Source organism: Marinobacterium sp. NO-S09, from assembly GCF_059179545.1.
Window position 1 is genome coordinate 2,072,542 of the sequence record NZ_CP168954.1, and the last position, 14,868, is coordinate 2,087,409.

11 protein-coding genes are annotated in these 14,868 nt (G+C 55.9%); 4 read left to right on the top strand and 7 right to left on the bottom strand.

The window, feature by feature from the left end; translation table 11 throughout:
• The first annotated feature begins 3 nt into the window (after positions 1-3).
• A complete protein-coding gene (locus tag O3C79_RS09630) occupies positions 4-843 on the top strand; it encodes a class II glutamine amidotransferase (protein WP_494385760.1) in 840 nt (279 codons plus the stop codon).
• Here the strand turns inward: O3C79_RS09630 and O3C79_RS09635 are convergent.
• The 3 genes from O3C79_RS09635 to ptsP form a co-directional block, all read right to left on the bottom strand.
• Positions 825-1,358 (bottom strand): mechanosensitive ion channel domain-containing protein, encoded by a 534-nt coding sequence (locus O3C79_RS09635; protein WP_494385761.1) that lies wholly within the window; start codon positions 1,356-1,358, stop codon positions 825-827. The genes O3C79_RS09630 and O3C79_RS09635 overlap by 19 nt on opposite strands.
• A 34-nt stretch (positions 1,359-1,392) precedes the next feature.
• Entirely contained in the window at positions 1,393-3,360 is a 1,968-nt protein-coding gene (locus O3C79_RS09640; RefSeq protein ID WP_494385762.1) for a flavohemoglobin expression-modulating QEGLA motif protein, read from the bottom strand.
• 204 nt (positions 3,361-3,564) lie between these two features.
• Positions 3,565-5,826, bottom strand: coding sequence for a phosphoenolpyruvate--protein phosphotransferase (gene ptsP / locus O3C79_RS09645; protein WP_494385763.1), 2,262 nt, complete (start codon positions 5,824-5,826; stop codon positions 3,565-3,567).
• 125 nt (positions 5,827-5,951) lie between these two features.
• Between ptsP and O3C79_RS09650 the strand changes: the two genes are divergently transcribed.
• Positions 5,952-8,495 (top strand): EAL domain-containing protein, encoded by a 2,544-nt coding sequence (locus O3C79_RS09650; protein WP_494382939.1) that lies wholly within the window; start codon positions 5,952-5,954, stop codon positions 8,493-8,495.
• 13 nt (positions 8,496-8,508) lie between these two features.
• Positions 8,509-8,718, top strand: a complete 210-nt coding sequence (locus O3C79_RS09655) for a hypothetical protein (RefSeq protein ID WP_494382940.1) — start codon at positions 8,509-8,511, stop codon at positions 8,716-8,718.
• 287 nt (positions 8,719-9,005) lie between these two features.
• Here O3C79_RS09655 and O3C79_RS09660 read toward each other — a convergent pair whose 3' ends face one another.
• Complete coding sequence (locus tag O3C79_RS09660; protein WP_010325378.1) at positions 9,006-9,578, bottom strand: TIGR04211 family SH3 domain-containing protein; 573 nt, start codon at positions 9,576-9,578, stop codon at positions 9,006-9,008.
• A 130-nt stretch (positions 9,579-9,708) separates the two neighbouring features.
• Between O3C79_RS09660 and O3C79_RS09665 the strand changes: the two genes are divergently transcribed.
• The gene (locus O3C79_RS09665; protein ID WP_494382941.1) at positions 9,709-10,518 is read left to right on the top strand and encodes a mechanosensitive ion channel family protein; all 810 of its coding nucleotides are present in this window, start codon (positions 9,709-9,711) and stop codon (positions 10,516-10,518) included.
• Here O3C79_RS09665 and O3C79_RS09670 read toward each other — a convergent pair whose 3' ends face one another.
• The 3 genes from O3C79_RS09670 to mqo all read right to left on the bottom strand — a co-directional run bounded on the left by O3C79_RS09670 (position 10,519) and on the right by mqo (position 14,638).
• Positions 10,519-12,723 carry a hypothetical protein gene (locus O3C79_RS09670; protein WP_494382942.1) on the bottom strand — a complete coding sequence of 735 codons (2,205 nt, stop codon included), beginning with the start codon at positions 12,721-12,723 and terminating at the stop codon, positions 10,519-10,521.
• A gap of 38 nt (positions 12,724-12,761) precedes the next feature.
• Entirely contained in the window at positions 12,762-13,043 is a 282-nt protein-coding gene (gene yidD / locus O3C79_RS09675) for a membrane protein insertion efficiency factor YidD (RefSeq protein ID WP_010325381.1), read from the bottom strand.
• A gap of 104 nt (positions 13,044-13,147) precedes the next feature.
• Positions 13,148-14,638 carry a malate dehydrogenase (quinone) gene (gene mqo / locus O3C79_RS09680; RefSeq protein ID WP_494382943.1) on the bottom strand — a complete coding sequence of 497 codons (1,491 nt, stop codon included), beginning with the start codon at positions 14,636-14,638 and terminating at the stop codon, positions 13,148-13,150.
• Positions 14,639-14,868: the final 230 nt, after the last annotated feature.

Genomic DNA, 14,868 nt, shown 5'->3' on the forward strand with positions numbered 1-14,868 from the left:
TGTATGTGTGAACTCTTGGCTATTTCAACAGCACAGCCAGTGCACCTGTCGTTGTCGCTTGAGCGGTTTGCGCGCCATGGCGGTGCCGAAGGGTCGCATGGCGATGGTTGGGGATTGGCCTGGTATGAACAAGGTGACTGCCAGCTGATTCGTGAAGCTGCGGCCTGCGCGCACAGTGAAACCGCACACTGGCTAACGGACCGACACCGCCCTTCAACACTTTTTCTCGGTCATATCCGTCATGCGACCCAGGGTGAAGTGGCCTTGCGCAATACCCAGCCATTCCTGCGTGAAGCAGGGGGAGTGCCCCATTCGTTCGCACACAATGGCGACCTGAACCGGTTTATTTTCAACCCCAAGCGTTTCCCGCGCGGCAGCTTCGCGCCGGTGGGGGAAACAGACTCAGAGCATGCCTTCTGTGTCCTTATGGCAAGAATGTCTGCGGTATGGCAGGACGGTCGACCCGATGCAGATGTGCGTCTGGCAGTGGTTGCTGATTTTGCGGCGCGCCTGCGCCAACTCGGGTCAGCCAATTTCATCTATTCCGATGGCGAGTTGTTGTTTGCACACAGTGATCGCCGTCGTCAGCCTGATGGTGAGTTGTCATCGCCGGGCTTGTACTGGTTGCAGCAGAACATCTGTGAAACCGGCCCTATCGAGGGACTGGATCTTGAGTCACGTACAGACATGCAGACGGCCATGCTGGCCAGTGTTCCTCTGGATGACAGGGACTGGGAGCCCTTGCCGGAAGGAGAAGTGCTGATGTTCAGACAGGGGCAGCTGATCCAGCGCTACCCCCGTCTGGTACTTTGGCAGGAAGCCAGTCAGTTACTGGATGACTGAGGTGGTTCGGATGTATCCATGGGTACCTGGTCATGCAGCTTGCGAACGGCCTTTTGCAGAATCAGATTGTTGGGATAATGCACGGTCTCGCCATTGTCAGCCCGAATGTGCAGGTGAAACAGACCGATCTCGGTAATGATACCGGTGATGTCATCGTCCTTGTCCAGTACCTTGATGCGGTCACCAATCCGGTAGGGAAAGGCAAAGAAAATGATAATGCTGCCTGTGATGTTGCTGAGGATCGACCATTGCGCGAACAGGGCAACCCCAATCACGGCGAAGGCTGATGAGAACAGAATCATCAGCTCGGCATAGTCGACGCCCCAGATGATGCACAGCAGCATCACGGTAAATACCAGCTGCAGCAGACTGAAGAAGCGTTTGACCACCAATAGCCGCCGGTCAGCGACCTGTTTCTGTGAACCAATACGATCCAGCAGGCGATGGCTGAGCCAGCGCGCGGTAAACAGTGCCATGACGGCGGCGGTGCTGAGTGCCAGTTGAGTTTCCCACATATGACGCTTGTCCTTGGCTATTCCTTTAGGTGTGTCAGCGGATACAACTTACCAGATAGGCGATTTCCGGCGGGCTGGTGACCGGGTGCTTGAAGCTGTCTGGCAGGTGCAAGGGGGCTTCGATCAGTCCCCGGGACAGCAGGTCTTCCAGCAGTGAAAGATAACTGAATCCCGTCTTGCCGATATAGAGCGCACTGATATCGCCCTGGCGCCAGAGGTTCAATGCTTCACGAAAACCACTCAAGTACAGATGATCCTTGGTAAAACCTCCGCCCCGGTGAATCCTGGCGGTGATCTTGAACGCTTCCTTGTGTGAACAGCCGTGGTCTTCGACCAGCATACGCCAGGTACGGCAGAAGTCTCCGTAGCGCAGCATCTGGTCCACGGCTACAACACGCAAAGCGAGGGTTTTCAGGCGCTTGAGCGTCAGGTGACCGCAAAGGTATTCACTCAATATCGCCAGCCCTTCCTGGGCATGAGTATTGCCGGGCATGCCCAGGCTGAACACTTTCAACGGCTGGGCAGCAGCGTTCAGTGAAGTCACCATATGTACGCCCAGCTCGTGATGCGCCAGGGCATGCATCTCGGACTCGGTAGCCAGGGTATCACGCTTCACCATCAGGGCCTTGCGGCCACTGCTGACCATGGCCTGGGCCAGTATTCGGTCGGAAAGTTCGACCTTGCATTCAAGTCCCCAGGACTTGGCTTTTTCGGTGAAAAACGACGTCATTTGATCAGCCGGATAACGCTCGGCTTCGGTTTCCTCGATCCGGTCGGCAGCATGTAGCAGAAAGCGGGCATTGGCCAAGTCATCGGCGGTGGGCTCGCCGTAATAGCGTAACGAGTTGTACTGGAAACGGTCGGTTCCGATGCTGACAAGCAGGTCGATACGTTCCGCCAGGGTATCAATCACATCCCGGTACAACTGGCGCAGGGAGGGGTCGCGAATATCATCCACCGGTAGTCGATACAGCTTTTCCCGATGCAGGAAAGGGTCGATTCTGAGCTGGCGGTAGCGGAACTGGGGCTGATAGCGACCCGGATTGCGCATGAACTGCTTTTCTTCCCGCGCCAGATTGGTCGGGTTGATGTACAGCAATGTCTCCAGCCCGCGCGCCAGTTTTTTCAAGGCCTTGTCGACCTGAATAACCTCTTTGGGCAGCTGGCGTGGCATCAAGTCAAGTGCGGACACTTCTTCCGAGTTGGACTGGGTGGCCAGTGCAGCAGCACCGGCATAGAGGCTGTCATGCAGGCTGCGACTGATGGCATCGGCCATGACCGGATAGAGGCCGTGCTGGGCATCGATAAAGACCGGGGCGACCTTCAGCGTCAGCATGTGAGTCTGCGGATGGTGGCGCTGCAAATGGGAGTGCAGGTTATTACGTGAGGACGCTTCACCAGACTGGCACAGGCTCTCCAGGTGTGGCAGTTCAGCCTGCTCCAGCACGGCTTGAGTGGATGCCAGCAGTTCGGGCTGCTGGGGTGCATGGCCAAGCACTTCAAAAACCGGGTTGCTTTTGCTGTCGCCATTGCGCAGGTTCAAATCGACCAACAGGCAGTGACCAAAATCCTCGTTCAGCACTTCCAGCAGAGTATCCAGCAAATTGTAGAACTGCCGGTGCAGGCGCTGGGCTCGGCTGTGCATCGCCTTTGTCGGCGGCTTTTGCCAGAGCGGCTGCCCTTCCAGGCGCTGACGCAGGCTATTGGCAACCTGCGAGTGGAGGCTGCAACCAAGGCGTGATTCATGGGCTGTCAGTGTGATTGGCAGCAATTCCGTCAGCTGTTCCGTTCCGGCATGCTCCAGTGCATGGCGCTGCTCGGGGCTGATGCGCAGACGCTGGGTCAGCTCGTCGGACAGCAGAGTACCGGCTCTGAGGGTGGTACAAACCAGAGGTGTATATTCGCTGATGCGTACATGCAGTTCACTGCCCCTGATCTGGCAGTCAACGGGTTGGCGAGCCTGAATCAGGCGCTTAAGTTGGGCTTCGGACAGTTTACGCATTATTCATTCCGTTGCAGTAAACGTAACAGCGCCTCTGGGGTGTTTAGCCTGTTGTTGAGGCGCGGAAAAAGCTGAGTTCAGGATGACTTACCTTGAGGATATCCAGCCAGCAGTACTCATTGTTAGGGGGAGTATAGAGTATTCACCCAATGCGAAGCTATTACCGCAAAGCCCCGAAATGACGGGGCTTTGAACGATAATAGATCAGCCGTGCCGACGTGCGGCTGCCTCCAGCAAAGGTTGAATCAACGAGCGCACATCGGCTTCGCTCTGGCAAAGACGTGTGCTTTCCAGCAGGGGTTTGAGTTCTTCCCGGCTCACCGAGCGGATCAAGTGCTTGATACGTGGAATATTGAAGGCGCTGAGGCTGAGGCTGTCGTATCCCATGGCCAGCAACAGCAATACGGCTGCCGGGTCGGATGCCATCTCGCCACAGAGTGAGACCGGCAGGCCCAGGGATTCGCACTGTTTCTGTATCTGTTCCAATGCCACCAGGACAGCAGGATGCAGGTGGTCGAACAGGCTGGCAACCCGCGGGTTGTTGCGGTCGACGGCGAGCAGGTACTGGGTCAGGTCGTTGGAGCCGATGGAGACAAAGTCCACGTAGGGTGCCAGCCTGGGCAGCAACAGCATGGCAGAAGGTACTTCGATCATCATGCCGATCGGGGGCATGCCAACGCCCACACCTTCGCGTTCGAGTGTGCTGACCGCTTTTTCGACGTGGCGGCGGAAAGTCTGGATTTCATCAATGCGGCTGACCATCGGCACCAGCAGCTTGAGGTTACCGTATTCGGCATTTGCCCTGAGCATGGCCCTGACCTGGGTGATAAGCAGTTGGGCGTTATCCAACGAAAAGCGTATGCCGCGCCAGCCGAGGTAGGGGTTGGTTTCACTGATATCAAAGTAGGGCAGCTGCTTGTCACCGCCGACATCCAGGGTACGCATACTGACTGGTCGCGGTGCGTAGGCATGCAAAACCTTGGCGTAGAGGCTGTACTGTTCCTGTTCTGTGGGAAATCCGTCATGGATCATGAATGGAATTTCAGAACGATAAAGACCCACGCCTTCGGCGCCGTACTGAAGCCCCGGTGTAACGTCGGCCAGCAGGCCGGTATTGGTCAGCAGGCTAACCTCGAAGCCGTCGCGGGAGATCGCCGGCTCATCCCGCAGGCGCTCCAGGTCCTGCATGAAGCGCTGTTCTTCATTGATCATGCGGCGGTATTCGTGCAACAGGGCTGCTGGCGGATTGAGAATACACTCGCCACGGTGCCCGTCCACAACCATTTGTGACTGGGCGTGCTGCTCGGGCTCGAAGGAGTCCAGCCCCATGACCGCCGGGATACCCAGTGCATTCGCGACAATGGCTGTGTGGGACAGTGTTGAACCCTGGGTGCAGGCAATCCCCTGAATGCGCTGCAGGGGGAACTCTGCCAGATCGGCGATGCTGATCAGCTCTGCCGCCAGGATAAGGTCACCCTCTGGCAGTGTCTTGGACAGACTATCGCGTGACAACAGCTGGTTAAGTACCCGTTGGCCGATATTGTGGATGTCCTCGCCGCGGGCCTGCAGGTAAGGGTCTTCAGACTGCTGGAACTGGTGTGCCATGCGCTCGACGGTCTGCCGTAAGGCCCAGGCAGCCGATTTGCCGGTGTCGATCAGTTGGCAGCAACTGCGGTGCAGCTCAGGGCTCTGCAGCATCATCTGATAGACATTAAACAGAGCATGTACATCGGTTGGCAGGTGTTGGTCCAGATGACTGGAGCTGGATTCCAGGTCGTCGGCCACGGCCTGGATGGCAGTTTCAAGCGCTTCACGTTCATGTGTCGGATCGGAGCAACTGGCTTCCATCACCTGGTCCAGAGAGCGGTGAGGGCGTAACGGCCAGATCTGGCCAACGCCAATGCCCGGTGCGCCTTTTTGTCCCTTCAGACGTCGGTAGGCTGAGCTGCTGGGCGCACGCTCATACCAGTTTCCCTGGCTCTGGAGGCTATACAGAGTTCCGGCCAGTTGAGACGCCACCGTGATCATGAAGGCTTCGGTTTCCTGGGCGAAAGGAATGCGTTCGCGTCCCTGAATCACCAGTACACCAACGAGTTTGCGCAGATGCAGCAGTGGAACCCCTAGAAAGCGGTGATAGGGCATCTCGTGTGTTTCGGGTATGAATACAAAGCGGTCGTCAGTTGGTGCATCGCCCAGATTAAGAGTACTCAGGCTGGCGGCGATATGACCTACCAGACCTTCATCCAGCTGAAGTCGCGCCTGACCGACGGCACTGGCGGACAGGCCCTCGGTTGCAGCAAGGATCAGGTGTTGTTGGTCTGGCGTACAGAGATAAAGACTGCAGACATCAACCTGAAGCAAGGCGCGTAGCTGTTGCACGATACGGCTCATGATGGCTTCAGGGTTTCCGGAACGGGAGATCTCCTCCACAATCGTGGTGAGTGCTTTAAGTGAAGGCTGCTGCATCGTCGTTACTCGAACGGTTGGAAGGCAATCTGTTGATGCTTACATACTCGCTCTTTGAGGGCAATCCTGCCAGGAGTTGATCTGGTTTAGTCACTCCTGTGCGACGCCTGTGGTAGTCTTGGCGCATGACTGAAATGACACATTCTCATCCGACAATTCAGGTTGGCTCCATTTGCCAGACCGAAGTGATCAGCGTCGAGCTGGACAGCCCGCTTGGTGCCGCCATCGAGCTTATGGCCGATCGGCATATAGGATCAGTCTGTGTGAACAACGGTGTCGAATCCTGCGGCCTGCTGACCCGACGCAAGGCGATGCAGCTCAGCCTGGAGGAGGACAACGATCACGCCGTTGCGGTTACACGTGAGATGCTTGATCCTCTGCTTGAAGTCCACACCACCCAGACCGTGGATGAGCTGGGGCTGGAAATGGTAAGCCAGGGAGTGAGCCATGCCGTGGTACTGGACCCCTGGGGCAGCCGCGTCGGCATTGTCAGTCAAAGTGATGTGGTCAATAACCAGGGCATAGAGCATGATCTGTTCCTCAAGCCGCTGGATGAAGTGACCAACACTCAGGTGTTACGACTGCAGGCCAGCCTCTGTCTCAGGGATGCCATTCAGGCCATGCGGCGCACCCGATATACCGCAGTGCTGGTGGGTAATGACAGCTCCGGTTGGCAGATCATGACCGAGACGGATGTGATACGTCATCTTGCCTTGCGCACTCCACTTGACACACCCCTGCAACAGCTGGAGCTTCCGGCGTTGCTGGCCGTTGAAGGCTCAATGAGCCTGTTTAATGTCAGGCGCTACTTCAAGCAGAACGGCTTTCGTCATATAGGTGTGCTGGACGCTCAGCAGCGCATTATCGGGCTGGCTTCCTATGCTGATATCCTGCGCAGTGTTGAGCGGGACTATATTTACCGCCTGCAGGAGCTGCTGCAGGATAAGAGTCGTCAGCTGCAACAGTCACGACAAACACTGAACTTGATTGAGCGTGTCATCCAAGCCTCGCATGAAGCAATTGTGATCACTGATGCGCAGGGCGCCATCCAGAGTGTTAATCCGGCCTTCACCGCGATTACCGGTTACGAAGCGCATGAAGCGCTTGGTCAGAACCCCAGCATGCTCAGTTCGGGGCGCCATGACCAGGCCTTCTATCAGCAGCTCTGGGCGTCACTGGCGCAGGACGGCAGCTGGCAAGGCGAGATCTGGAATCGGCGCAAGGATGGCAGTGTGTATCCGGAGTGGCTCAGTATCACTGCCATTGAAAATGAAACCGGTGAAGTAGGCCAGTATGCAGCTATCTTCCACGACCTGACCGAAAGCAAGAATTACGAAGCGCGCATGAAGCGGCTCTCCTGGTTTGACAGCGTCACCGGTCTCGCCAATCGGCGCTTGTTCCATGATCGCCTGCAAATGGCGCTCAATTTCAGTGCCGAGCAGGGCGCCCAGGGGGCTTTGCTGGCGCTGGATCTTGATTTGTTCAAGCAGTTTAATGATCGTTTTGGCCACGCGGCCGGTGATCAGTTGCTGCGTCTGGTGGCCGAGCGGATAGAATCCACCTTGGGTGAACAGGGGACAGCTGCGCGACCTTCAGGCGACGAATTTTATATTCTCCTTACTGAAGGCGTTGATGAGAGCAAAATCAGTACCTATCTGGACAGCCTGAGCCGTGCGCTGACTCAACCTTTCTGGCTGGAGCAGCAGGAAGTGAGAGTGCGGGCCAGTATAGGTGTGGCGTTTTTCCCCGCGGATGCAAAGGAACCAACCGAGCTGGTGCGCGCGGCCGAGTCAGCTGTCCATCTTGCCAAGGATATGGGGCGCAACAGCGTGGCCTTTTTCCAATCCGGCCACCAGAATGACCGTTTGAGCCGTTACCGTATCGCGTCCGAGCTGCATCATGCCATGGAACGTGAAGAGTTCAGTCTGGTCTATCAGCCGCAGATTGACCTGGTGTCAGGTGCGCTCGTTGGTGCCGAGGCTTTGTTGCGTTGGCATAGTAAAAGCCTGGGAAGGGTTTCACCGGACCAGTTTATCCCCGTGGCTGAAGATACGGGCATGATGGATGATATCGGAATCTGGGTGCTTGGTCAGGCGGTGCAGGAGGCTGCCCGCTGGACCCGGATGGGCATGCCGCTGAAAATGTCGATTAATGTGTCCGCGCGCCAGTTTCAGCGCTCCGAAGTGGCTAGTCAGGTGATGGCGGCATTGCGGCAGCACCAGGTTGCACCGGAACAGCTGGTGGTCGAACTGACCGAAACCAGTTTCATGCACAGTGCAGCTGCTACCGAGCGTGAACTGTCATGCTTGAGGGATGAAGGGGTGCGGGTCGCCATTGATGATTTTGGCACCGGCTATTCCAGCCTCAGCTATATCCGTGAAATGTCGCTGGACTATCTCAAGATTGACCGCAGCTTTATCGAGCAGATTGAGCAATCCGAAACGGATCGCAAACTGGTCCGCGCCATGATCGACATGAGCCATGCCATGGGGTTGTCGGTGATTGCTGAAGGCGCCGAGACGGAAGCGGATCTGACTATTCTGAAGGCGCTGGGCTGTGATCAGGCTCAGGGGTATTATATAGCTCGTCCCATGTCTGCAGCCGACTTCAGTCGCTGGGCAAATGAATACAGGCCTCTGCCGCTGGCAGAAGCGCCGGATACCGAGTAATCGAGGGTACAGATTGAAAAGTTACATTTTTGCCACGGATAACGACCGCGGCGGCGTTATCCTCTGTGATATCGATACACTTGAAGACGCCGTCACCTATCTTCAGCAGCGTTTCAAAGGCGTAATTCGGGTCGAGCAGGGGCGCCGCTACTGGACCCCGGATGAGGGGTTTGATGAGCTTCAGCCGCTGGATCCCTCCGCATACCAATCGGGTACAAAATAGAACGGGCCACCTCTGGGTGGCCCGCTTGCTTTAAGGGTGGGTGGTACTACCACTTGCGCCGTTGCCGTATGGTGCGCTGGGGTCTGGTATCTTCCACCCGAACCCGCAAAGGCTGCGGTCGGGCTGATGAAGAATGCACCAACGCCGCCAGGCCCACGCCTAGCGCAATTGCAGTTGTCAAAACAGCCAGTGTTGTCAGCATGCAGTAGTTCTCCTGTTCAGCTCAACATCGGACAGCCCTTGCCACTCATGGTTCCTTACGTTCCTGTTATCCGTCTGGATCAGGATCAGAACCAGTCATCCCTGCGTTTGCGTCGACGCGGCAGGTAAGGGACGATCAAACCCAGCACCACGCCACCAAAGGCGATCAAGCCGCCATAGGTCAACCAGCGCATCATATTGCTCTGGTCCATATTACTTATCTGCGACTGCAGGTCGCGAATTTCAATCTGCAGATCACGAATCTGACCGGTGTAACCACTACTGGCATCCTTCAGTTGGGTCAGCTGTGCATTCAGCTGCTCAATGGTCGAGGCCTGCTCATCAATAGTAGAGCGGCTATCGGCCAGTGCCGTTTCCAGCTTGGGCAGGTCAAACAGCTTACTGTTGCCGGTTGCAACAAACTGTTCAGGTACCCAGCCGGTGCGGCCGCTCTCGGTCTTTATTTGAATATAGCCTGTGGAGCTGTTCTGGCCAAGGATTTCGACCGGTTCGCCACTATTGATGCGGCCGGTGATGCGATATTCGTTACTGGGGCCGCCGTGAAAGAAGACGTAGACATCATCGGCAATATGACCCTGTTCTGCCCAGGCGGGGGCAGATAAACCCAAAAGAGTGGTTAAAAACAATATTTTTTTCATGGTGTATCCGGCAACTGAAATAACAAAAGCATGATTTTACACAACAAACACTTTATCGTTTAGGAGCTGTCCTGCATATGAACGACAGTCGAATTTAACGCTTCCATACTGAAGATCAAAGGGAGTTATGATGGAATCCATCTCTCAAGACTATATTTTGCCCTGGGCGATCAATATTGGCCTGGCACTGGGGATTTTTGTTGTCGGTCGCTGGGTCGTCAAATTATTGATCGGGCTGCTGACGCGTATTCTGCGCAAAACCAAAATGGATCAGATGCTGATCAATTTTGTGACCTCGATAGCGCATGCCATTCTGCTGCTGTTTGTTGTAATCGCCGCGTTGGGCGAACTCGGTGTCGATACGACCTCGCTGATTGCCCTTATTGGTGCTGCGGGTCTGGCCATTGGTCTGTCACTGCAGGATTCACTGAAGAACTTCGCAGCTGGCGTTATGCTGATCGTATTCCGCCCGTTCCGTGAAGGTGATTTTGTGGAAGCCGGAGGTGTCAGCGGTATCGTTGAGCACATTACAATTTTCAACTCAGTGATGCGCACCGGTGACAACCGCGAAATCATCATTCCCAATGGCAAGATCTACAACGATAGCATCGTCAACTATTCTGCGCGAGCAACACGTCGTGTGGATATGGTATTTGGGATTGGCTATGGAGATGATTTGCTCAAGGCCAAGCAGATCCTGATGGAAATTTTGGAACAGGATGAGCGTGTACTCAAGGATCCTGCTCCGCTGGTGAATGTGGCGTCCCTGGGTGACAGCAGTGTCAACTTCAACGTGCGTCCCTGGGTCAAAAGCGCCGATTACTGGGCGGTTCTCTGGGACACCACCGAGAAGGTGAAGCTGGAATTTGACCGTCAGGGTATCAGTATTCCCTTCCCGCAGATGGACGTACACCTGCACTCCGAGCAGAAAACCGACTGATTACGGATTTCTGCCGATGGCTGAGGGGTCGCCCGACCCTTCAGCCAGTATCTGCTGACGCAGCCCCTCGTTTTCCTGGCGTAATTTCTGCGCCTCTATCCGATGATCAAACACCTGCTGGTATTGCGCTTCCAGCTTGGCTTCCAGCTGTTCGATCTCCCCCTGCTGTTGATCAATCTTGAGCTGCATATGCTCCAGCTGGTTCTGCAGGTCATCCAGCATTTCAAAACCGCGACTCTGGGGTTCGTTGGCCTTGTCGGGGTGGAATCGATAGGAGCCCTGAAGCTCATTCACGATATGGCTGTACAGGGCTGTCAGGTCCGAGCGTTCACGGTCGGTATAGCGGATATTTTCTTCAATGGCCGTGTGGGCGCTGGCGGCACCGATTGAGCCGGCCAGCACCTGTTCGAGCATGCGGTGAAACTCCATCAACTCAACCACTGAAATGTGGCTCTTGTCGTAAACCTGAAGATCCTCGGCAATGCGATTCACATTGTGCTGAGCCTTGTCTTCACCCAGATAGCGTTTCAACAGCTGCTCGGCTTCCACCAGTTTCGGGGCTAATTCAATGTAGGCATTGAGGCCGGTGGGGCGGGCCTTTTCCTGAGTACGCAGGGCCCGTGTGGTATACAGGAATTCCGTGGTGAGAGTCCGTTCATGTTTCTGTGGTTTGTAGAACCAGGAGCCTATCAGGTAGAACAACGTGTTGAGGCTCAGCGACCAGAGTGTGGCATGTGGAATGCTGGGCAGCTCACTGCCAAAGAGTGCTTCGGGGCGCAGCCAGGCAATGCTCAGTGGCCCTTCCGTCATAATATGCAGAGGCAGCCAGCCCTGTTCCACCCAGGCCGGAATGATGAGAGTCCAGCCCCAAACGGCAAAGCCGGCCCCCAGGCCCAGCATGGCCCCCATGCTGTTGCCGCGGTTCCAGAACAGGCCAATAAAGGCGGCTGGTGCCAGTTGGGCGGTCGCGACGAAGGAGAGCATGCCGACTGCCACCAGCAGGTTGGTGTCGCTGAGCAATCGCGCCAGGTAAAGGCTGCCGAACAGGATGATGGCAACCAGCACCCAACGGACTTGAAGAAGCCAGGTGCGCATCCAGGCCAGGCTTTTGAAGTGTTCACAAAATGGCAGCAGTAGATGGTTGGAGACCATGGTCGATAGGGTCATGGTCGTGATAATGACCATGCCGCTGGCAGCAGCAAAGCCACCAATAAACGTGAGCAGCGTAATCAGAGGCTGGTTAAGTGTCTGTGGCACCAGCAGCATGAAGTAATCGGCATAGGGTTCCGGCAGCCCCAGAATGAGGCCGGCAGCAGCAACCGGAATGACAAAAATGGTCATCAACAGGGTGTATAGCGGGAAAGACCAGAAAGACCGGCTTAAGTGTCGGGGGGAGACATTCTCCACAACAGCGACGTGGAACTGGCGCGGCAGCAGTTGCACCCCGACGAAGCTCAATACAATCAAGGTCAACCAGTGAACGCCACTGCCTTCACCGCCAGAGCCTATCAGGTGGTCAATCTGGTGCTCCCGAATGCTGAAGAGTACGTCGGCCGGGCCATCAAAAAACTGGTAGGTGACATACAGGCCGATAGCCATGAATGCCGCCAACTTCACGACTGAGTGTGCCACCAGCGCCAGGATCATGCCCTGGTGGCGCTCGGTCGGGTCAAGGCGGCGGACACCAAATATGATGGTGAATACGGTCATCAGGAAAGTAATCAGCAGTGCTGATGACCCCCAATGAATATCGTCGCTGCCCTCATGGGTGATGATCCGGAACGAATCGACCACGGCTTCCAGCTGCAGGCTGATGTACGGCAGCAGACCCAGCAATACGATGATTGTCACCAGTGCTGCGATGCGTTGGGAGCGGCGATAGCGGGTGGATATGAAGTCGGCAACGCTGGTGATGCGGAAGGTTTCCTTTACCGCAATCATGCGTCTGAGGGTGAGCTTCCAGAAGAAAAGTGACAACAGGGAGCCAACATAGACCCCCATATAGAGTAAGCCTGACTGAGTGGCGAAGCCGACACTGCCGTAAAAGGTCCAGCTGGTAAAGTATACGCAGAGGGAGAGGGCATAAATGGTGGCAGAGTTGATCGGGCGGCCGTTGCGGGTACGGTGTTCGCCCCACTGTGCCAGTCCGAAGAGTATGCCGATATAGGCAACGATAACCAGAATCACGCTAAGTGGCGAAAACATTCGGGTTCCTCAGAGCAGGTAGGCTTGATGGCTTGAGTCTAGTCGTTATCACAATGGCTGTGTATTCCCGCTTCATGTCGGCAGCGGGGTTCAGGCACCGGGTCGATGCCGCCATCGGAGTAGGGGTGGCAGCGCAACAGGCGTCGTATGCCCAGCCAGAGTCCCTTGATGGCACCATGGGTTTGAATTGCCTCGATCATATAGCTGGAGCAGGTGGGGTAAAAGCGGCAATTGCTGCCCATCACCGGGCTGATGCAGAGCTGGTATACGCGTACCAGGCCGATCAGAATTCGGGTCAGGATAGAGTTTATAAACGACATGGACACCTCATATGCATGAGGTCTGATGATAGACCTTCACTGTGGTGAGGACCAGTGACAAAGCGGCAAAGAAAAAGGGAGCCCTCAGGCTCCCTTGCGGTGGATCAGTGTTGCGGGTCGAGTTCAAGCACCGACAGGGTGCGAGCGCGGACTGTTTCCAGCAGCTCGGCATCGTCGGTCAGGCTCTTGCCGTAAGACGGAATCAGCTCCTGGATCCTGTCCTGCCAGTCGCTCTTCTGAAGGCGTTCCTCATAGCAGCGCTCAACAATGCTCATCATGGCACTAACCGCTGTGGATGCACCCGGTGATGCGCCCAGCAGTGCTGCGAGGCTGCCGTCTTCGGATGTGATGACTTCAGTACCGAACTCAAGCTTGCCGGCAGTTTCAGTGCCCGGCTTGATGATCTGCACACGCTGGCCGGCGTAGGACAGCTCCCAGTCATCATCCTTGGCTTCGGGGAAGAAGTTTCGCAGAGAGTCCACGCGTGAAGAGTGTGACTGCATCACTTCGCTGATCAGGTAGCGGGTCAGGTCCATGTTGTTTTTGGCCACGGACAGCATTGGCTTCAGGTTACCCAGGCGAATACTGCAAGGCAGGTCGAAGAATGATCCCTGTTTCAGGAACTTGGTGGTGAACCCGGCAAAGGGGCCGAACAACAGGGCTTTCTTGCCATCGATCACACGGGTGTCAAGGTGGGGAACCGACATGGGCGGTGCGCCAATCGGTGCCATGCCGTACACCTTGGCCTGGTGCTGCTCGATGATTTCCGGACGCTTGCAGACCAGCCACATGCCGCTGACTGGAAAGCCGCCATAGCCTTCGCTTTCACGAATACCGGATTTCTGCAGCAGTGGCAGTGCGCCACCACCGGCACCCAGGAATACGAAACGGCTGTTGATGACTTCTTTCTGGCTGCTTTCGGTGTTCTTCAGGGTGACATTCCAGCTACCATCATCCTGCTTGTTCAGGTCTTCTACGATGCGGCTCAGGAGCAGGTCGAAGTTGTCCTGCTGTTCCAGATGCAGCACCATGTGGCGGGCCAGCTGGCCGAAGTTGACGTCAGAACCGTAGCGAACACGTGTACCAGCGACTTTTTCATCAGGTTGGCGATCCTTCATGACCAAAGGCATCCACTCACGCAGGGTGTCGTGGTCCTCGCTGTACTCCATGTCCTTGAAGCAATGGTGCTGGCTCAAGGTTTCATAACGCTTGCGCAGGAACTCAACGTTTTTCTCGCCCCATACAAAGCTGCAGTGCGGGGTCGGGTTGATGAATTCCTTGGGCGAGGGCAGCTTGCCCTGTTCAACCAGGTAGGACCAGAACTGCAGGCTAACCTCGAAGGACGTGTTGATTGCGAAGGCCTTGGTGGCATTGATGCTGCCATCCGCCTGCTGCGGGGTATAGTTCAGCTCGCAGTAGGCTGCGTGACCGGTGCCGGCGTTGTTCCAGCCGTCGGTGCTTTCGCGGGCAACATGGTCGAGCCGTTCGACCATAGCAATCTTCAAGGTCGGATCCAGCTGCTTGAGTAGCATCCCGAGGGTGGTACTCATTGCGCCGGCGCCGACGAGCAGTACATCTACAGTTTTAGTGGTCATATGAGTTCGCCATTTGATCGTAAACAATGGGATTCAAGAGACGGCGAAAGGTGGCTTTTGGCGCGTCCGCACAGGGGTGGCTGTCGGACTTTCGCGTCTCACTGCTCCGGTTATCATCCGATTGGGTGATGCGCCGAGCAGATTGTTTGATTATTTACGCTTAGTACTTTGGTGCGGTGCATTATATTCAACTGTCGACAGAAAAAAACTCATGCCGAAGGTGGGAGGAA

Coding starts and splice junctions, on each gene's coding strand:
- O3C79_RS09630 (WP_494385760.1), top strand. CDS start 4: ATGTGTGAACTCTTGGCTATTTCAACAGCACAGCCAGTGCACCTGTCG.
- O3C79_RS09635 (WP_494385761.1), bottom strand. CDS start 1,358: ATGTGGGAAACTCAACTGGCACTCAGCACCGCCGCCGTCATGGCACTG.
- O3C79_RS09640 (WP_494385762.1), bottom strand. CDS start 3,360: ATGCGTAAACTGTCCGAAGCCCAACTTAAGCGCCTGATTCAGGCTCGC.
- ptsP (WP_494385763.1), bottom strand. CDS start 5,826: ATGCAGCAGCCTTCACTTAAAGCACTCACCACGATTGTGGAGGAGATC.
- O3C79_RS09650 (WP_494382939.1), top strand. CDS start 5,952: ATGACTGAAATGACACATTCTCATCCGACAATTCAGGTTGGCTCCATT.
- O3C79_RS09660 (WP_010325378.1), bottom strand. CDS start 9,578: ATGAAAAAAATATTGTTTTTAACCACTCTTTTGGGTTTATCTGCCCCC.
- O3C79_RS09665 (WP_494382941.1), top strand. CDS start 9,709: ATGGAATCCATCTCTCAAGACTATATTTTGCCCTGGGCGATCAATATT.
- O3C79_RS09670 (WP_494382942.1), bottom strand. CDS start 12,723: ATGTTTTCGCCACTTAGCGTGATTCTGGTTATCGTTGCCTATATCGGC.
- yidD (WP_010325381.1), bottom strand. CDS start 13,043: ATGTCGTTTATAAACTCTATCCTGACCCGAATTCTGATCGGCCTGGTA.
- mqo (WP_494382943.1), bottom strand. CDS start 14,638: ATGACCACTAAAACTGTAGATGTACTGCTCGTCGGCGCCGGCGCAATG.